Origin of the sequence: Vibrio antiquarius (genome assembly GCF_000024825.1) — a bacterium.
Taxonomy (GTDB): domain Bacteria; phylum Pseudomonadota; class Gammaproteobacteria; order Enterobacterales; family Vibrionaceae; genus Vibrio; species Vibrio diabolicus.
The window spans coordinates 2,198,044-2,216,473 of record NC_013456.1 but is presented as its reverse complement, the minus strand read 5'-3'; the positions used below and the strand labels follow the sequence as shown (position 1 = coordinate 2,216,473).

The 18,430-nt window shown below is 43.8% G+C and carries 14 protein-coding genes; 8 read left to right on the top strand and 6 right to left on the bottom strand.

Annotation, left to right across the window (positions count from 1 at the left end):
- Nucleotides 1–24: 24 nt before the first annotated feature.
- The 4 genes from VEA_RS10340 to proV form a co-directional block, all read right to left on the bottom strand.
- Nucleotides 25–636 (bottom strand): thermostable hemolysin, encoded by a 612-nt coding sequence (locus tag VEA_RS10340; RefSeq protein ID WP_006741595.1) that lies wholly within the window; start codon nt 634–636, stop codon nt 25–27.
- A 216-nt stretch (nt 637–852) separates the two neighbouring features.
- The gene (gene proX, locus VEA_RS10335; RefSeq protein WP_005393392.1) at nt 853–1,860 is read right to left on the bottom strand and encodes a glycine betaine/L-proline ABC transporter substrate-binding protein ProX; all 1,008 of its coding nucleotides are present in this window, start codon (nt 1,858–1,860) and stop codon (nt 853–855) included.
- Nucleotides 1,853–2,944, bottom strand: a complete 1,092-nt coding sequence (gene proW, locus VEA_RS10330; protein WP_005393390.1) for a glycine betaine/L-proline ABC transporter permease ProW — start codon at nt 2,942–2,944, stop codon at nt 1,853–1,855. The genes proX and proW overlap by 8 nt, the downstream gene beginning before the upstream one ends.
- Nucleotides 2,945–2,948: 4 nt before the next feature.
- Nucleotides 2,949–4,136, bottom strand: a complete 1,188-nt coding sequence (gene proV / locus VEA_RS10325; protein ID WP_005393388.1) for a glycine betaine/L-proline ABC transporter ATP-binding protein ProV — start codon at nt 4,134–4,136, stop codon at nt 2,949–2,951.
- 438 nt (nt 4,137–4,574) lie between these two features.
- Between proV and VEA_RS10320 the strand changes: the two genes are divergently transcribed.
- The 7 genes from VEA_RS10320 (at nt 4,575) to VEA_RS10290 (ending at nt 13,111) form a co-directional block, all read left to right on the top strand.
- Complete coding sequence (locus VEA_RS10320; RefSeq protein ID WP_006741594.1) at nt 4,575–6,455, top strand: DUF294 nucleotidyltransferase-like domain-containing protein; 1,881 nt, start codon at nt 4,575–4,577, stop codon at nt 6,453–6,455.
- Nucleotides 6,455–7,201: a 3'-5' exonuclease gene (locus VEA_RS10315; protein WP_006741593.1), complete on the top strand. Its 747-nt coding sequence runs from the start codon at nt 6,455–6,457 to the stop codon at nt 7,199–7,201. Before VEA_RS10320 ends, VEA_RS10315 begins: the two co-directional genes overlap by 1 nt.
- Before the next feature lie 191 nt (nt 7,202–7,392).
- Nucleotides 7,393–9,054 (top strand): BCCT family transporter, encoded by a 1,662-nt coding sequence (locus VEA_RS10310; protein WP_006741592.1) that lies wholly within the window; start codon nt 7,393–7,395, stop codon nt 9,052–9,054.
- A gap of 315 nt (nt 9,055–9,369) precedes the next feature.
- Nucleotides 9,370–9,903, top strand: coding sequence for a diaminobutyrate acetyltransferase (gene ectA, locus VEA_RS10305; protein ID WP_005393379.1), 534 nt, complete (start codon nt 9,370–9,372; stop codon nt 9,901–9,903).
- Nucleotides 9,904–9,937: 34 nt separating this feature from the next.
- A complete protein-coding gene (gene ectB / locus VEA_RS10300; protein WP_005393371.1) occupies nt 9,938–11,203 on the top strand; it encodes a diaminobutyrate--2-oxoglutarate transaminase in 1,266 nt (421 codons plus the stop codon).
- Nucleotides 11,204–11,218: 15 nt separating this feature from the next.
- Entirely contained in the window at nt 11,219–11,605 is a 387-nt protein-coding gene (locus VEA_RS10295; protein WP_005393369.1) for an ectoine synthase, read from the top strand.
- An 84-nt stretch (nt 11,606–11,689) separates the two neighbouring features.
- Nucleotides 11,690–13,111: an aspartate kinase gene (locus VEA_RS10290; protein ID WP_005393366.1), complete on the top strand. Its 1,422-nt coding sequence runs from the start codon at nt 11,690–11,692 to the stop codon at nt 13,109–13,111.
- A 184-nt stretch (nt 13,112–13,295) separates the two neighbouring features.
- On the opposite strand, the gene VEA_RS10285 is transcribed toward VEA_RS10290, so the two are convergent.
- Nucleotides 13,296–14,861 (bottom strand): arylsulfatase, encoded by a 1,566-nt coding sequence (locus VEA_RS10285; RefSeq protein WP_012841879.1) that lies wholly within the window; start codon nt 14,859–14,861, stop codon nt 13,296–13,298.
- A gap of 393 nt (nt 14,862–15,254) precedes the next feature.
- Here VEA_RS10285 and VEA_RS10280 point away from each other — a divergent pair, with 393 nt between their 5' ends.
- On the top strand, nt 15,255–17,576 hold the full coding sequence (locus tag VEA_RS10280) for a multiheme c-type cytochrome (RefSeq protein ID WP_006741589.1): 2,322 nt from the start codon (nt 15,255–15,257) through the stop codon (nt 17,574–17,576).
- 58 nt (nt 17,577–17,634) lie between these two features.
- Here VEA_RS10280 and VEA_RS10275 read toward each other — a convergent pair whose 3' ends face one another.
- The gene (locus VEA_RS10275; protein ID WP_006741588.1) at nt 17,635–18,423 is read right to left on the bottom strand and encodes a formylglycine-generating enzyme family protein; all 789 of its coding nucleotides are present in this window, start codon (nt 18,421–18,423) and stop codon (nt 17,635–17,637) included.
- Nucleotides 18,424–18,430: the final 7 nt, after the last annotated feature.

Here is an 18,430-nt window from a genome sequence, read left to right as displayed (position 1 = left end):
TTTTAACGACGTTTACTTTTCTATCTAGGCTTGTTTGCGTTTTCTTTCTTGGACTAATCGAAGGCGCTCTAGTCCTTTTTGCAAATTACCAGCTAACACACGCGGTTGATGTTCGTAGTACGAACCCCAAGTGGACTTGGCATAGGGGACTTTATTTTGATCGGCCTGCGCGATGATATGAGGCTCCAATCCTAGACGCGCCATCATTGCGTGAAGAGGGTCTGTCGCGGTGAAGATGCACCATTCAAAACCGAGATTGACCAGCATTTCTGCGATCAGGTAGAAGTGCAGAGATGACATGCCCTTAGCGAAAGATGCCAAGTGACCAAACTCCACTAAGTTCGAACGTTTTACGTCGCAGTTAAATACGTTAGAAACCAGCTTTTGAGCGTCGTCTTCTAAATACTGTTCAAGGAACAAGGGCTCATCTTCGGCGATGCGAAAGCCGCATACGGAAATAATTTGAGCGCCTTCAATGAGGGTTAAATACGCCGGCATAAATTGTTTCAGCTCGGCAAAGAATGCTTCTTGATAACGCTGAGAAACATGCTCGATAACTTGGCTCCAAAGCGGATGCATTGGATAGACGATGTCTAAAGTAAAGCCATCTGCAGAAATTTGTGCATGGTGTTTCATGAGCGCTTCCTTTGTTTGATTGGTTATCAACAAAATAAAACGCGAAACTTAAGAAATTCTTAAGGAATGAAATTAAGTAGAAACTTTAAGAAAATACTGAGGAGCAAGGCTCAGTATTGTTGCAATCCTTTTTACTAATGTGAATAAAATAAGAGCCAACCGATGTGATCGGTTGGCTCTAAAGTTAGGTGTCACGTATTTTAATGGTCGTGTCGGTTACATGGCTGCTTTTTTAGCTTCGTCTACCCATGCGTCGAACTTTTTCTGGTTCGCTTTGATCCAGCCATTTACATGAGACTCGATGTCTGCTGAGCTGTTCTTACCTTGGCTCATCATCATATTCTGCGCACTAACATCATTGATGTTTAGCTTGATGATTTCAAACAGCTTCGCTGCTGCTGGGTTCTTTTCAGTAAACTCTTTGTTCGCAACGATGCGCATAGAGTTCATCTCAAAGCCGTAGTTCTTACCGTTCTCTAGTGTTGTGTCGATGTCCTTACGCTCACCAGGAAGTGAAGAGAATGGCACTTCTAACCAAACAACATCTTTACCCGGAACTAAGACGCCACTTACCCAGTAAGGTGTCCAAGTGTAGTAAAGAATCGGATCGCCTTTTTTGTAACGAGAAATCGTGTCAGCGATAATCGCAGCGTAGTTACCTTGGTTGTGCGTTACTGTGTCACGAAGCTTGAACGCATCCAACTGATGCTCAACGACCATTTCACAACCCCAACCTGGGTTACAACCTGTTAAGTCCGCTTTACCGTCACCGTTGGCATCGAAAAGTTTCGCCAGTTTTGGATCTTTTAATTGACCAATATTTGTGATGCCATATTTTTCAGCGGTTTTTTTATCGATCAAGTAACCTTGAGCAGCACCACTTACATATTGACCTTTGCGGAAAAACTTATCATCACCGCCAGACATCGTGTACTTATCGGCGTGAAGAGGGAACCAACCTACAGCTAAGAAAGTGGCGTCGCCTTTAGCAATAGAGGTATAGCCTACGTTGTAATCGACTTCTTTAGTCGGTTTTACGTCGTAACCAAGCTCTTCAAGTGCACGGTTTACGATCAATGTTTGAAACGTTTCCTCTGCAACGGTTGATTGAACTGGCTGAACAGTCACACCTTCACCCGGTAGTTCGCTTGCCACACCATAAGTTGAAAATGCGATAGTACTTAGAGCTCCAACAGAGAGCGCTTTCTTCCATGAATTATTCATTGATGTTTCTCCTAAGTTTTAGATCGTCTTGGTTCGTCTTTGTTTTCAGTTTTAATAGGTATGAAACAGGACCTGTGTGATACCAGCGAAGCTTGGTGTTACCCGCATTAACCCCTAATACTTGGGTAATACGGTCTAATAAAATGGCAAGAATTACGATGCCTAAGCCACCGACAGCAGCAAGACCCATATCAAGTCGGCCGATACCACGAAGTACCATTTGGCCCAAGCCGCCAACCGCAATCATTGAAGCGATCACTACCATAGAAAGCGAAAGCATCAAGGTTTGGTTTACCCCTGCCATAATCGTTGGTAACGCCAATGGCAATTGGATGCGGTAAAGCATCTGTTTTTTGTTTGCCCCGAAAGAGTGGCCCGCTTCGATCAGCTCTTCAGGTACTTGCTGAATCCCTAAAATAGTCAGGCGCACAACGGGAGGCAGTGCGAAAATGATGGTTACTACAACGCCAGGAACGTTACCAATACCGAATAGCATAACGATTGGCACTAGATAAACGAACGCGGGGGTCGTTTGCATTGCATCGAGTATTGGTCTAACAAATTTGGCTGCGGTTTGGCTTCTCGCCAACCATATCCCCATCGGTAGCCCGATAAGCAAACAGAAGAAGACGGCGGTTAAAACCAGTGCGAGCGTTGTCATCGCCTGTGACCACGCACCAATTAGGCCGATAAAAACAAGGGATACAAGTGTTGAAAAACCGAGTTTTACATTGGAAAACTGCCACGCCAGCAAAAATAAAATGAGCACCATGATAGGCGCAGGTGTAGACACCAAAGCAGTTTCAAACGAGGTAAGAATAAAGTCGATTGGAACTCGAATTGCTTGGAAAACAGGACGACCATGTTCCACCAACCAGTTCAATCCCGATTCTACCCAGCTATCAAGTGGTAGAACCGCATCTTGGAATGGGTTCATAATGTCGAATGGCGCTTGCTCTACAGTTTCTGAGCTTAACCAGTCATTACTTGGGGCAGCGTCAGCACCTACACCTTGTGACCAAGGATCATCTTGTGCAGGAGCGGTATTCGACCAGGGATCATTGTTAGTTTGCTCTGAAGACATCGTGTTAATCCTTATCTAGTGTTTGTAGAAGACGTGATTTAGTCACGACACCAAAGTAAGTACCTTGCTCATCAACGACAGGTACGGCATAAGGAACGCCTGCAACTAGCCCCAAAATGTCATTGATTGACTGCTCTGGCTGAAGAGTGACTTCATCCGTCAATTGAGCACTGGCTAGAGAGCGGTTTTCTTTGTGAGCCAAACGTAGTGAGTCAAGAGACACGATGCCGGAATATCGGCTAGATTTATCGACGACAATGCCGTAATCACGGTCATGATCCATCAGAATCTGCATCGCAGAGCCCGGGCCATCATTTTCCGATTTCTTAAAGACGGCGGCTGGCTTCTTGCGAGCGATATCTTTTGCTGTCAAGACACTTGCGATGTTTACGCCGCGGAAAAATGCTTCAACATAATCATTTGCTGGGCTGTGCAATATTTCATCAGGTGTGCCAACCTGAACAACCTCACCGTTTTGCATGATGGCGATACGATCACCAATACGCATTGCTTCGTCCAAATCATGAGATATGAAGACAATTGTGCGTTTATCATCGTTTTGTAGACGAATAAGCTCATCCTGCATCTCAGAACGGATTAATGGGTCTAAAGCGGAAAACGCCTCGTCCATTAATAGAATGTCTGGGTCACAAGCCAATGCCCTTGCTAGACCCACGCGCTGTTTCATACCACCGGATAACTCGTCAGGGAAAGATTCTGCATAAGGGTCTAAGCCAACTCTTTCCAAGGCGGAAAGGGCACTTTTCTGACGTTCATTAACATCAATGCCAGCAAGTTCTAAACCGAATGCAGCGTTTTCGATCACCGTCATGTGAGGCATAAGTGCGAAACTTTGAAACACCATTGAGATATTGTTGCGACGAACTTCTCGAAGTTCGTCTTCAGAGATATGGGCAATATCTTTCCCTTTTAGATAAACACTGCCTTTCGTTGGCTCAATGAGTCGGTTTAGGAGTCGAACGAGAGTAGATTTTCCCGAACCAGAAAGCCCCATGATTACGAAAATTTCACCTTCGTTAATGGTGAGAGATACATCGTTTACGCCGACTGTTAAACCTGTCTGTTCAAAAATACCGTCCTTATCGATACCTTTTTCGATAAGCGAGAAGGCTCTTTCTGGGTCTTCTCCAAACACTTTATACAGTCCCTTAACTTCCAGTATGGGATCCATGTTATCTGTCCTTTTTTGTGTGTTTATAACTGTTTAACGATTTGTACTCTAATTAATTTTAGTTCAACTTTCAACGAATGGGGTTCGGTTAATTGGATTTTATGTGCATACAATAAACAATGAAGGTGGTGTGGTTAAATAGTGTTTTTATTAATAAAAATAGATGTTTATGGTTGATTTTGTCTTCGCTTAACTTTTCCATGACATTGGTTTGAATTTATTTTGAAGTTTTTAGTACATTTCAACTCAGCCCATCTGCATAGCTATAAGGAAAAATAGATTAGAGGTCTATATTTAAAAACATTAGAGCTCTAATTTTTGGTTGGAGTTTTATTCTGCGAACTAGGTTAGGTGTTGTTATTCTTAGATTTATTCATTGATTGATTTCAATCTTGGTGATATTTATCGCTGTAGTTTAGGCAACGTATGGAATAAAAGATGGAAGCCGAACAGTTAGAAGTGCTCAACTTCATTAGCCAGTACCCACCTTTCGATGATCTACCCGAAGAGCAGTTAAAAAAGATCGCTCTAAATGCCGAGGTTGCATACTTTCGGCAAGGCACAGAGATACTCAATTTTGGAGACACGATCCGCGACTTATATATGGTGAGAAGCGGCGCTGTGGAGATCTACCGACGTAAAGGCGAACTCTATAACAGGATTGACGCTGGTGGACTGTTTGGACAGATGGGGTTGTTAATGAACAACCGTGTGCGTATGCCTGCCAAAGCGATAGAAGACACCTTGGTTTACTGTATTCCGGAGGATATTTTCAACGAGCTTTGTGATGAGTTTGAAAACTTTGCTGACTACATGGAACTGGAAGACAGCGCGCGTTTGCGAAGCGCAATATCCAGCCGCTCAGAAAGCAATGACTTTACCACTGCCAAGGCACGTAAAATCTTAGCGAGAGATCCGGTAACGTTGGAGGCGACGGCATCGATTCAAGAAGCCGCGATACTGATGGCGGAGGAAAATGTCACCTCTTTGCTTATTGTTCGCCCAGCAGAAGAACTCACAGAAGAAGATGATGAACAACTACTTGGAATATTGACTGATCGCGATCTATGTATTCGCGTATTAGCTCAGGGCATTGATACCAATATCCCAGTGAGTGAGGTCATGAGTTATGACGTGGTGTCTCTGGATTACAACGCTTATGTCTTTGAAGCCATGTTAACCATGTTGCGCTACAACGTGCACCATCTCCCTATTTTAAAAGATAAAAAGCCGATAGGAATTATTGGCATGACGGATATTGTCCGTTATGAATCTCAAAACAGTTTGTTACTCGTTAGCTCCATCTTCCAACAAACCAGCGTTGAAGATCTCAAGCAAGTTTCTGAACAAGTGAAAGACTGCTTTGTACGAATGGTGAATGAAGATGCCAACGCTCATATGATTGGTCGAGCCATGTCGGTAATTGGTAGTAGCTTTAAACAGCGTTTGGCTGAATTAGCAGAGCAAGAACTTGGCCCTGCGCCAATTCCGTATTGTTTGGTCGCTATGGGATCGATGGCCAGGGATGAGCAGTTAATTGTAACGGACCAAGACAACGCCCTTATTCTCGACAACAGTTATGATGTTGAGATGCACGGGGAGTACTTTGAAAAGTTTGCCAAATTTGTTTGTGATGGTTTAGCAGCATGCGGCTATGCTTACTGTACTGGCGACATTATGGCAACCAATCCAGAGTGGCGAAAAACCCGAGCGGAGTGGGAGGAGTGCTTTGGCAACTGGATAGATAACCCAACTCCTGAAAGGTTGTTAAACAGTAATATCTTTTTTGATTTATTAGGTGTTCATGGGCGAGTGAAGTGGGCGGAACAATTAAGCAGCTTTATTGTTAGGCGCGCGAAAAGAAACAACCGCTTCCTTGCATGTATGGCTTACAACGCGATACGTCGTACACCGCCATTGGGCTTCTTCAAAGATTTTGTTATGGAAAAAGATGGTCGTCACCGCAATTCTATTAATTTGAAAAGAAGAGGTACTGCGCCATTGGCAGATTTGATTCGAGTACATTCATTGGCAATTGGTTCCCGTTCGCAAAACTCGTTTGACCGATTAGACGATATCAATGATGCGGGCATTTTACCTAAAGGTCGAGGAATGGACTTGAGGGATGCAATGGAATTGATCTACATGGTTCGAATTCGTCATCAAGCACTCGATATCGAAAATGGAGATGAACCAGATAACAACATTGAGCCAGAGAACATGTCAGAGTTTGAGCGCCGAAACTTAAAAGCTGCTTTCCAAATCCTTAGTAATGCACAGAACTTCATCAAGTTCCGATACCAGAGAAGTAGCAAATAATGTGGTTCTCAAAAAAGGCAGCAAAAGATCAGCCGTTGTTGGATACGTCTCGGACGCCAGAGTGGTCAACGTTATTTAAACAGCTCGCGACCGAAGCAAGAGACGAGAGACTCAAACGTTATTACTCGACACCGATGGTTAATGGGGAAACCCCAGTTGAGGAAGTGCCATTTGTCTCGGTAGATTTTGAAACGACAGGTTTGAATGCGGAAGAGGATGCAATTCTCACGATTGGACTTGTGCCGTTTACTATTGATCGTGTTCAATGTAGTGGCTCTGCGCATTGGGTTGTTAACCCTAATCGTGAGTTAAACGAAGAGTCAGTTGTGATTCATGGCATCACTGATTCTGAAGTCAAAAACGCGCCCCAATTAACCCACATTTTAGGGGAAATATTGGATGCGCTGTCAGGCAAAGTTGTGCTTGTTCATTATAAAAATATCGAAAGGCAGTTTTTTAATAACGCGTTGCTAAATAGCATTGGGGAGGGGATACACTTTCCCGTTGTCGATACGCTAGACATTGAACACGCGATACAGCGCCGTGAATGCAGTGGCCTATTCAATAAGTTAAAAGGTAAGAAGCCAGGCTCTGTCAGGCTGGGGCATGCTCGTGAAAGGTATCGCCTTCCTGCTTATCAACCTCATCATGCTTTGACCGATGCGCTGGCAACTGCTGAACTGTTTCAAGCACAGTTGCAATACCATTTTAATCGAAGCATGCCAATCTCTTCGATTTGGCAATAAGCGTTGTTTATGATGAAGACAATAAAATGCAATGAAAGGTAGGGGGCTTTGCGATTATGATGGCGGACTGAGTAACCGCTTATAAGAACTATGTTTTTTGAACATGTGCTTGGTAGTGATGGGAGGTTTCATCACTCAAACTCCGACGAAAGTAATTTAAATTTGGTCACGTATTTTTAAGGAGATTATCCGTGAGCACCGATAATAACGGTGGCATTCAACGCCCCGATGGAAAGGTAAACGCGATAGACACTGACTATCAAATTGGTCAGGATAACGTCGCGTTAAAAGTAGGCCCGTTTGGCCTTGATATTCATAACCGTGTTTTTGCAATTTCTGGTTTAGCAATCATCCTATTTGTTGTAGTAACACTATTATTTCGAGAACAGGTAGAGCCGTTTTTCGCAGATCTAAGAGCGGGTTTGTTACACCATTTGGATTGGTTCTTTCTCGCATCTGGTAATATTTTTGTCATTGTCTGTGTTGGGTTGATTTTTACACCGCTAGGTCGCGTACGAATCGGCGGTACAGAAGCGACGCCAGATTATTCCTATGCGGGTTGGTTGGCAATGCTCTTTGCAGCAGGTATGGGTATCGGTCTGGTGTTCTTTGGTGTATCAGAACCTATGTCTCATTTTAGTTCTGCTATTGGTGGCGTGAACGTTGAGAATGGTGTTCGTACTGACTGGGCCCCTCTAGGTGGTGCAGAAGGCGATGCAAGTGCTGCATCTGCACTAGGCATGGCGGCGACGATTTACCACTGGGCGCTTCATCCGTGGTCAATCTATGCGCTATTGGCCCTTGGTTTGGCGATTTTCTCGTTTAACAAAGGCTTACCACTTACCATGCGATCCATTTTTTACCCACTGTTTGGTGAGCGTGTATGGGGTTGGACTGGTCACATTATCGACATTCTTGCTGTTGTAGCGACAGTTTTTGGTCTGGCAACGTCCCTAGGTTACGGTGCGTCTCAAGCCGCAACGGGTTTGAACTTCCTATTTGATGTCCCAATGACGAATACTACGCAGGTACTATTGATTATTGGCATCACCGCACTCGCTTTAATCTCAGTTGTTGCGGGACTAGACAAAGGCGTGAAAATCTTATCTGAGATCAACATGGGTCTCGCTGCGCTTTTACTGCTTTTCGTTATTGTTGTCGGCCCGACGATCGCGATTTTAACGGGCTTCTTCGAAAATATAGTGTCATATGTGGCTAATATTCCTGCCCTATCAATGCCATTTGGACGAGAAGACGTAAACTATTCTCAAGGTTGGACAGCATTCTACTGGGCTTGGTGGATTTCTTGGTCACCATTTGTCGGTATGTTCATTGCGCGTGTATCTCGTGGTCGTTCAGTTCGTGAGTTCATTATTTGCGTTATCCTTATCCCTTCTTCTGTTTGTGTGTTATGGATGACCGCTTTTGGTGGTAACGCTATAAGCCAATACGTGAGCGATGGTTATGAAGCCGTGTTCAACGCGGAATTACCGTTAAAACTATTTGCCATGTTAGATGTGATGCCGCTAGCTGAAATTACATCTTTCGTCGGTATTATTTTGGTGGTGGTATTCTTCATTACCTCTTCAGACTCTGGTTCACTGGTTATTGATACTATTGCTGCGGGCGGTAAGGTCGATGCGCCAACGCCTCAACGCGTGTTCTGGTGTACGTTTGAAGGCTTAGTTGCGATTGCATTGATGCTTGGTGGTGGCCTAGCGGCAGCTCAAGCAATGGCCGTGACCACAGGCCTACCATTTACGATTGTTCTGCTTGTTGCAACGGTTTCTCTAGTAAAAGGCTTGATGGATGAACCTCGTCCAAAAGCGGCTTCTAAGAAGAAATCGAAATAACCAACATCAGCAGTTAAATATTTGAATAAAGCGGCATGCGAAAGCACGCCGCTTTTTTTTTGATTTTTGAATTTTTTGCTGAGAAATGAAGACCATGGAGGACTGTTTTTTCTGTTCGTTTTTTATATTTATTCTTTAAGTGATTTTTTAATAAATTAGACCTCGAACTATTTTAAGATTTGGTTAAATGGCATGCTTTTGCGACATTTGTCACAAAAATGCCGATAAAAAGGCGGATTATTTGATTTTTAGTCGCGAGGAATGCCCATAATAAAAAGGAAATTTAATTAGACCTCAAAGGATATGTATTTCCACATGATCACATCAGCACCTTGGGTTCTTTATCCAGAGATTGGAGAAGACTCAAGTAAAAAATGGATTTTTCGTGAGCCTAAAATCTCTGATGGTGACGACATTTACAGCTTAATTGCAGACTGTCCTCCATTGGACATGAACTCATCTTATTGCAATTTCCTACAGTCTACGCATTTCAGCAAAACCAGTATTTTGGTTGAGCAAAAAGGCGAAATCGCAGGTTTCATTTCCGGTTATCAGAAACCAGACGAGCAAGACGTTTTATTTGTCTGGCAAGTTGCAGTCTCACCTCGCTTTAGAGGTCACGGTTTAGCATTCCGCATGTTGAAAGAACTTCTCACCCGAGAGGAATTGGGCGGTGTTAAATCGGTAGAAACTACCATCACGGAAGATAATAAAGCCTCTTGGGCATTGTTCAAAAAGTTAGATGCGATGAACGGCAACTCTGGCCAAGTAAGCACATTTTTGGACGAAGAAGCCCACTTTAAAGGCAAACACGATACAGAATATTTGTATCGCATTCCTCTCAAATAATCCTCAAACAATAGGAATTAAAAACGGTCTCATCATGGATATTTTCAAAAAGCAGGAATCCAACGTACGCTCATATTCAAACAATTTCCCAGTCGTTTTTCGTAAAGCGAAAGGCTGCTGGCTGGAAACAGAACAAGGTGAACGATACTTAGACTTCCTTGCTGGAGCGGGATCTCTAAATTACGGCCATAACAACCCAGTACTTAAGCAAGCACTGCTTGAGTACATTGAGATGGACGGTATTACTCACGGTTTGGATATGCACTCAGAAGCGAAAGCATCGTTTCTTGAAGCGTTGGATACTTACATCCTTAAACCAAGAAACTTGGACTACAAAGTTCAGTTTACTGGCCCAACCGGTACTAACGCCGTTGAGGCAGCACTTAAGTTAGCGAAAAAAGTAAAAGGTCGCGACAGCGTTGTTGCATTTACTAACGGTTTCCACGGTTGTACAGCTGGCGCACTGGCTGCAACGGGTAACCAGCATCACAGACAAGGTAACGGTTCTAGCTTAAGTAACGTCACTCGTATTCCATTTGAAGGTTACGCTGGCGTTGATGGTCTAGCATTGTTCGAAACCATGCTAAACGACAACTCTGCAGGTATGGATAAACCAGCCGCTGTACTTCTTGAAACTGTGCAGGGCGAGGGTGGTTTAAATGCTGCTTCAAACGAGTGGTTACAACGTTTGAGCAAAATCTGTAAAGCCAATGACATTCTTGTGATTGTCGATGACATTCAAGCTGGTTGTGGACGCACAGGTACTTTCTTTAGCTTTGAGCCGTCAGGTATTCAACCAGATATCGTGACGCTATCGAAATCGATCGGTGGTTACGGTTTGCCAATGGCCGTCGTTCTACTTAAACCAGAGCTAGACCAGTGGAAGCCAGGTGAGCATAACGGCACGTTCCGTGGCAACAACCATGCATTTATTACCGCGGCGAAAGCATTAGAAATTTATTGGGCAAATGATGACTTTGAAACACACATCAAGCAGTGTTCAGACAAAGTAAGTGCTGTTATTGATCGCTGCGTTCGTCGCTTCCCACAAATGTTTGTGCAGAAAAAAGGTCGCGGCATGATGGTTGGTATTGAGTGTATCAACGGTGATATGGCATCTGAAATCGCGAAAAACTGTTTCGAAAACGGAATGGTAATTGAGACAGCTGGCCCTGACGACGAAGTCGTTAAGTTCTTCTGCCCACTTACGATTAGCGAGTCAGAATTAGACCAAGGACTAAGCATCTTTGAAAGTGCAGTGGAAACCATCGCTGCGAAACATTTCAAACAAGCATCTTAATAAGGATTATTAATTATGATCGTCAGAACACTCGATGAGTGTCGCAACAGTGAGCGACGTGTGGTTTCAGATAACTGGGAAAGTGTCCGTATGTTGTTGAAAGATGACAACATGGGTTTTTCTTTCCACATTACTACGATTTATGAAGGTACTGAAACACACATTCACTATCAAAATCACCTAGAATCGGTTTTTTGTATGAGCGGTGAAGGTGAAATTGAAGTCGTTGGTGGAGAAACTTACCCGATTAAACCGGGTACGTTATACATCCTTGATAAACACGATGAGCACTACTTGAGAGCTTATAAGAATAAAGAAATGGTAATGGCGTGCGTATTCAACCCACCAATTACCGGCGCTGAAGTGCACGATGAAAACGGTGTTTATCCTCTCGTTGACTAAAAGATAGAGGTGGGGTGCTTGTCGCCCCACGATCAACTATCTCTTCTTTTTTCTTTTAAAGTTACCAATCAAAAAAGGCTTATCATGACATTTACCGTAGAAAAAATCGGCGGTACATCAATGACAGCATTTGATGCTGTTCTCGACAACATTATTCTTCGTCCTAAATCGCCATACAATCGTATCTTTGTCGTCTCTGCATACGGCGGTATGACCGACGCGCTACTCGAATGTAAAAAAACCAGTAAGCCAGGTGTTTATCAGCTTATCGCGAAACGTGATGACAAATGGGAAGAAGCGTTAGCATACGTTGAAAGCCGTATGCTGCTCACAAATGAAAATATTTTCGCGGACCCAATGAATCGTATCCGTGCAGATAAATTCATTCGCTCACGTATTGCTGAAGCGAAAAATTGTATTGCGAACATTTTAGAAACTTGTCAGTACGGTCAGTTTTCGCTACGTCAGTATTTGCCTCAAATTCGAGAGTTTCTGTCGTCTATCGGTGAGGCGCACAGTGCTTACAACACGGCACTGAAACTAAAAAATATGGGTATTAACGCTAAGTTCGTTGACCTGTCCGGTTGGGACAATCAAGCGCCAAGAAGCCTTGATGAATCGATCAGTGATGCGTTTGCTGATATCGATGTGTCAAAAGAATTGCCAATCGTTACAGGTTATGCTTACTGTAAGGAAGGCCTAATGCACACTTATGACCGAGGTTATAGTGAGATGACATTTAGCCGAATTGCAGCGATAACAAAAGCGGATTTAGCGGTAATTCACAAAGAATATCACTTGAGCTCTGCAGACCCGCGTGTTGTTGGTCCTGAAAAAGTTTTGCCAATTGGTAGTACAAACTATGACGTAGCAGACCAACTTGCTAACCTTGGCATGGAAGCGATTCACCCAAATGCAGCCGCAGGTTTACGTGAGAGTGGTATTGAGCTACAGATTAAAAATACATTTGAACCTGAACACGAAGGCACTTTGATCTCTTCAAGCTACCGCCCAGAAGAAGACAAAGTCGAAATTATCGCAGGTAAAGAAAAGGTGTTCGCACTGCATTTATTTGACCAAGCGATGGTGGGAAAAGCCGATAACGTTAGCTACGAATTAATGGAAATTATCTCTGATGCTCGCGTAAGTTTAGTTGGTAAAGAGATGAACGCGAACTCTATTACTTACTATCTAGGTGGCAGTACTGATAGCTTGAACAAAGTATTGTATAAAGCTGAAAAACGCTATCCGAATGCGTCGATTAAAGGCCGTATGGTCGCGCTGATTTCAGCCATCGGTTCTCAAATTGACACCAACAAGACACTGGCGAAAGGTGTACTTTCTTTGATGAACAATGGCGTAACGCCAGTTGCACTTCACTCATCAATGAGAAATGTAAACGTTCAGTTCGTAGTGGGTGATAAAGAATATCAGCGTGCGATTTGCGCATTACATGATGAATTCTTTCAGAGCAATAGTTTAACTAAATCGGTTAACGTAGCTTAGTTTATTCACGGTTAAAATACAAAGGAGAGCAGGCTTGCTCTCCTTTTTTGTTTTTCTGTGTTCTCAATATAGGCCCGCTTTGCATGGAGTAAACTACCGAGCTAAGTGTGTTCCCATCCCGAGATACAGATAAGCCAGCAGAACTCTGCTGGCTCAGTAACGCAATCTAGAGTGATTAATTAGATTACTTAACTTTATTCACTTCCTGTTTAAGCATTTCTAACTGCTGCATCTTTTCTTGCATCTGCAAAGAGTCGTAATTTAAAGAAGCCGGGTTCATAGTTGTACCGCGTTGCATTGGGTATTCAGGTAACGTTTTAAAGAAGTCGCCAACAACGTCTTGAATTGGTACAAACAACCACATGTTGTCTGCCATCCAACGTAGATACATTTGTGACTCGCTAGGACCTTTTTCAAATGGATCAGCGCGTAAGTGAATGATCTTAGGCCAGTTTGGTACAGATCGCACGGCGTCGCTTAGGTTTCCTTCTAGAGTTGCAAAGTGAAGTTTCCAGTCATTCCAGCGTACTGCGTTTAGTTCACCATTTGAGGTGAAGTAGAGCAGAGACTCACGTGGTCCTTTCTCTTCTTTTCCCTCGAAGTATGGCATGAAGTTGTAGCCGTCTATATGGACACGCCAGTCTTTACCATTTGCTTTGTAACCTTCAGCAAGCTTTTCTTTCACGTCAGGAACGCCAGCTGCCGCCAACAATGTTGGCAACCAGTCTTGATGAGCCATCATTTCGTTGATTTTCGTTCCTGGCTTAATGACACCAGGCCAACGCACAAGTTGAGGCACACGCATACCGCCTTCCCAAGTCGTGCCTTTCTCACCGTGGAATGGGGTTGCGCCCCCATCAGGCCAAGTCATGGTCTCTGCGCCGTTATCTGTTGTATAAATAACGATGGTGTTGTCAGCAACGCCTAACTCATCGAGTTTGTCGAGCAATACGCCGACTTGATCGTCATGCTCTAACATGCCATCAGCGTAAATGCTAACACCGGATTTGCCTCGGTACTTCTCTTGTAATCGGGTCCACACGTGCATGCGCGTAGAGTTATGCCAGATGAAGAAAGGCTTATCTGCTTTAACCGCTTTCTCCATAAACGATAAAGTGCTTTCGAGGAACTCTTCGTCCGCGTGTTCCATGCGTTTACGCGTCATTGGGCCAGTATCTTCAATCTTACCGTCGGCATAAGATTTAATTACACCACGAGGACCATAGTTTTTACGGAACTCTGGGTCTTTAGGGTAATAGTAGGTTTCGGGCTCTTCTTCTGCATTAAGGTGGTACAAGTTACCAAAGAATTCATCAAAACCATGATTGGTAGGTAGGTGCTTATCTTGATCGCCCAAGTGGTTTTTACCGAACTGAGCTGTCATATAACCTTGGTCTTTTAGTAAGTCAGCAATAGTTGGTGCCCAATCTGGAATCCCATGGTCGGAACCCGGCATACCAATCGTCAGCAAGCCAGTGCGAAATGGTTCTTCGCCAGTAATGAATGCTGCTCGACCGGCAGTACAAGATTGTTGGCCGTAATGGTCTGTAAACAAAGCCCCTTCGTTCGCGATACGATCGATGTTAGGGGTTTTGTAACGCATCATACCTTGGTTATATGCGCTGATGTTCCAGTAACCGACATCGTCACCGAAAATTGCAAGTATGTTGGGTTTGTCTGCCGCCATCGCTGCGCTGGACGTTGCTAACAGCCCGACGCCTACTGCGATTTTTCTCAATTGGTTTGCCATAAAAAACTCCAGGTGGTTGAGAGTAACGAGAAGCACAAGTAAACCTTGTGCTTAGGTGCTGCATAAGTTAATGATGTGTATAGAAAAATCCTCTTATACTCTTTATAACCATAAGTTATCGAGGGTATTTAACTATTTGTTTCTAAATAAAAATACTTGTCATTCTGATGATTTGGGGAGGTTTTAAAAATAGAGATGGGTCACTAATGAACACCAGTGCAGATTGCTGGTGAGACGAATAAGGTTTCAGCAAAAACACCGAGATACTCCCTAATCGGGGGACAAAGAATGGAGCACTCATTTTGACGGCCTTTCACTTCTAATTATTTGTATAACCAAGGGGTTAGCTACTATATTGATTCAAGTTGCACCATCTAAATACTAAGGATAGTTATGAGTCAGTGGGCAGTTCGGTTTCGGTGTTTATTTCTGGGTATCGTCATGGTGAGTGGTTCTTTTTTTCCCCAGGCATCAGTGATAGAGAGTCCCCAAAATACCACGAAGCTTGGGTTGGACTATGTCGGCACGCAAACGTGCGCGGAATGTCACCAACAAGAGGTGGAGGCTTGGAAGGGCTCTCATCACGATATGGCAATGAAACATGCAAACTCAGAATCTGTTCAAGGTGATTTTGATAACCGCACAGTGACGCATGATGGGCAACCCAACCGTTTTTTTAGACAAGGCGAGGAGTATTGGGTCAATATTCAAGGCCCTGATGGTGAATGGCATGATTATAAAATTAGCTACACATTTGGCTGGGAACCGTTACAGCAATATATGGTGGAGTTTGAAGACGGTCGTGTACAGCTCATTCCTTTTGCGTGGGATTCAAGGACGAAATCGGAAGGTGGTCAGCGCTGGTTTCACCTCTATCCAGAGACAACAACGACAGATGAGTTTTACTGGACTAACACTGGGCAAAATTGGAATTTCATGTGTGCAGACTGTCATTCGACCAATTTAAAGAAGAACTATGAAGCAATCAAAAATACCTACAACACGTCTTGGTCCGAGATCAATGTTGGTTGTGAAGCGTGTCATGGCCCTGCAAGTGGACACATCGAGTTGGCGAAAAAATCCGCATCTACAGGAGGCTCTTTCGATACAGATAGTCACTATGGTTTTGACCGAAATTTATCTAAAGCGGTAACCGAGTGGGTATTTGAGAAGGGCCACAGAACGTTACAACCAAAAGCAATCGCAGAAACAAATCAAGTTCAGACGTGCGCACAATGTCACAGCCGTCGAACGCAGTTGAATGAGACAGGTGATCACATTCAAGGCTCATTTTTCGATAAATATCGGTTAAGCCTGATCACTCCAGAACTCTACTACCACGATGGCCAAATTTACGATGAAGACTATGTTTACGGTTCATTTCTTCAGTCTGAAATGGCTGAAAAAGGCGTAACATGCACCAATTGCCACGATCCTCATTCGGCAAAACTAAACATCCCAGAAGAGGCGGTATGTTCACAATGTCATATTGCGTCAGAATATACCCCAGAAAACCACACCTTCCATGAAGCGGGAGCCAAAGCGTCACAATGCACGACTTGTCACATGCCAGAAACGACTTATATGCAAGTCGATCCTCGTAGAGACCACAGTTGGCACGTACCTAGACCTGACTTGAGTAAACACATCGACACGCCTAATGTATGTGCGTCTTGTCATGAGGATAAGAGTAACCAGTGGGCGGATGCGCAGATAGCCGAATGGTTTCCTCACTCTCAATACCGCAATCAACAACACTTTGCTGTCGCGTTTTATGCCGATGCAATTGGGCACAAAGGGGCGGCGAATGCTCTGGCTTACTCTGCTCAGGATTCATCATTAAAAGACATCATACGAGCTTCTGCATTAGAGCGAATGGGCGGCAATACTGACCAAAATACGACTGTTTCGCTTGCAAGGGCCGTTAAAAATGAGAATGAAATGATTAGACTCGGCGCAGTCGCGGGCTCGTCTGGTTATGAGTTTCATGATCGATGGCGAATTTTAGAACCACTGCTGGATGATCCCGTACTTTCAGTGAGGGCGGAGGCGGCTTCGGTATTAGTGACCAGCTATGCGCAAATGACGCCGTTACAAAAAGATAGGATTCAACCACCGCTTGAAGAGTACATGGACATTCAAAAGTTTAACGCCGATCGTGGTTTCGGCAGAACCAATTTGGCAAATGTATACCGCAGCTTAGGCGAAATCGATAAGGCAATTGCGTTATACCAAGAAGCGATAAGTATCGAGCCTTATTTCGAAAATAGTTACGTGAATTTATCGGACCTGTATAGACGCCTTGGGAAAGAAAAAGCTGCGCTCTCGGTGTTACAACAAGGGATGAAAGCTCAGCCTAAATCCAGCTCATTACCTTACAGTGCCGGTCTTTCTTTGTTACGCCAAGGCAAGGAAGATGAGGCCAAAGCTCTACTTAAACATGCCGCAGAACTAGGAAAGACAAACGCTCACTACTGGTATGTTTATGGTCTAGCTTTAGAAAAAAGTGAAGTTCTGGAAGCCAGTAAGGCATTGCAGACTGCGTTTAAAGTTGGTGGGAACCCTCAACATTTATATGCTCAATGCGAAGTTCTAGCGAGAAATCATAAAAAAGGTGCTGTCGCTTTTGCTTTCGATAGGTGTCTAAAAGAGCTGAGTAATTATGCTCCTAAGCAGGCTATTGATCAGCTGAAAGCATCTATTGCGAATCTGTAGAGATTAAACACCAATAGTAAAAAGTGGAGCCTTTATCGCGCCACTTTCTCTACTTAGTTTAGTCTACGTCTTTCGCTAGTCTAAGGCCCATGTCAGACATAATGACGGATTGGCTGGCAAAATCGCGGCGATAGTTTTCAGATTCGTCTGCGCCATAAGCAAAGCTGCCGCCACGTACAGACTTGTGTGCAAGGCTTTCTTTTTCCTCTTTTGCGTTTACCGGATTATCACTGGGCGCTGTTTTGTAATAACCTTCGTCAAAAGCATCAATCACAAACTCGCCTACGTTACCTGTCATATCGTACAACCCAAGCTCGTTTGGTTGCTTTTGACCTACCTTATGAGCCTTATTGTGCGAGTTATTCGCATACCAAGCCACATCGTCAATATTGTTTGATCCAGAAAAAGTGAAGCCTTTAGTTAAAATTCCGCCTTTAGCGGCAAACTCCCATTCAGCTTCTGTTGGTAGACGGTAATGCTCTCCCGTTTTTTCATTCAATTTCTTAATGAAATAATTGGCTTGTTGCCAACTAATATTATTGACGGGTGTATTTGGATCTCGAAAGTAGCTCAGAGAGGAGCCAGTGACAGCTTCAAAAAGCGATTGAGTTACCTCAAATTTTGACAAATAGAATCCATCAACGTTAACAGTGCGAGCTGGGCGCTCTGACTTTTTGGCTGATGGATTATCTGCGCCCATCGTAAACTGCCCACCTTCGACAAGAACCATATCTTGATCGATTTTCTGAGCGAGAGAGTGTGGTGGGGTTGTTGCACACCCATTAATTATCAGCGTGACCGACATGGTTGAGACAAAGGAAATAATCTTACTTTTGGGATGCTTCATTCGGCGA

What these genes read in the sequence shown, in the direction of transcription:
- ectB (WP_005393371.1), top strand. Translation starts at nt 9,938, where the DNA reads ATGGATATTTTCAAAAAGCAGGAATCCAACGTACGCTCATATTCAAAC.
- VEA_RS10280 (WP_006741589.1), top strand. Translation starts at nt 15,255, where the DNA reads ATGAGTCAGTGGGCAGTTCGGTTTCGGTGTTTATTTCTGGGTATCGTC.
- proX (WP_005393392.1), bottom strand. Translation starts at nt 1,860, where the DNA reads ATGAATAATTCATGGAAGAAAGCGCTCTCTGTTGGAGCTCTAAGTACT.
- VEA_RS10315 (WP_006741593.1), top strand. Translation starts at nt 6,455, where the DNA reads ATGTGGTTCTCAAAAAAGGCAGCAAAAGATCAGCCGTTGTTGGATACG.
- ectA (WP_005393379.1), top strand. Translation starts at nt 9,370, where the DNA reads ATGATCACATCAGCACCTTGGGTTCTTTATCCAGAGATTGGAGAAGAC.
- VEA_RS10275 (WP_006741588.1), bottom strand. Translation starts at nt 18,423, where the DNA reads ATGAAGCATCCCAAAAGTAAGATTATTTCCTTTGTCTCAACCATGTCG.
- VEA_RS10290 (WP_005393366.1), top strand. Translation starts at nt 11,690, where the DNA reads ATGACATTTACCGTAGAAAAAATCGGCGGTACATCAATGACAGCATTT.
- proW (WP_005393390.1), bottom strand. Translation starts at nt 2,944, where the DNA reads ATGTCTTCAGAGCAAACTAACAATGATCCCTGGTCGAATACCGCTCCT.
- VEA_RS10340 (WP_006741595.1), bottom strand. Translation starts at nt 636, where the DNA reads ATGAAACACCATGCACAAATTTCTGCAGATGGCTTTACTTTAGACATC.
- VEA_RS10285 (WP_012841879.1), bottom strand. Translation starts at nt 14,861, where the DNA reads ATGGCAAACCAATTGAGAAAAATCGCAGTAGGCGTCGGGCTGTTAGCA.
- VEA_RS10320 (WP_006741594.1), top strand. Translation starts at nt 4,575, where the DNA reads ATGGAAGCCGAACAGTTAGAAGTGCTCAACTTCATTAGCCAGTACCCA.
- VEA_RS10295 (WP_005393369.1), top strand. Translation starts at nt 11,219, where the DNA reads ATGATCGTCAGAACACTCGATGAGTGTCGCAACAGTGAGCGACGTGTG.
- proV (WP_005393388.1), bottom strand. Translation starts at nt 4,136, where the DNA reads ATGGATCCCATACTGGAAGTTAAGGGACTGTATAAAGTGTTTGGAGAA.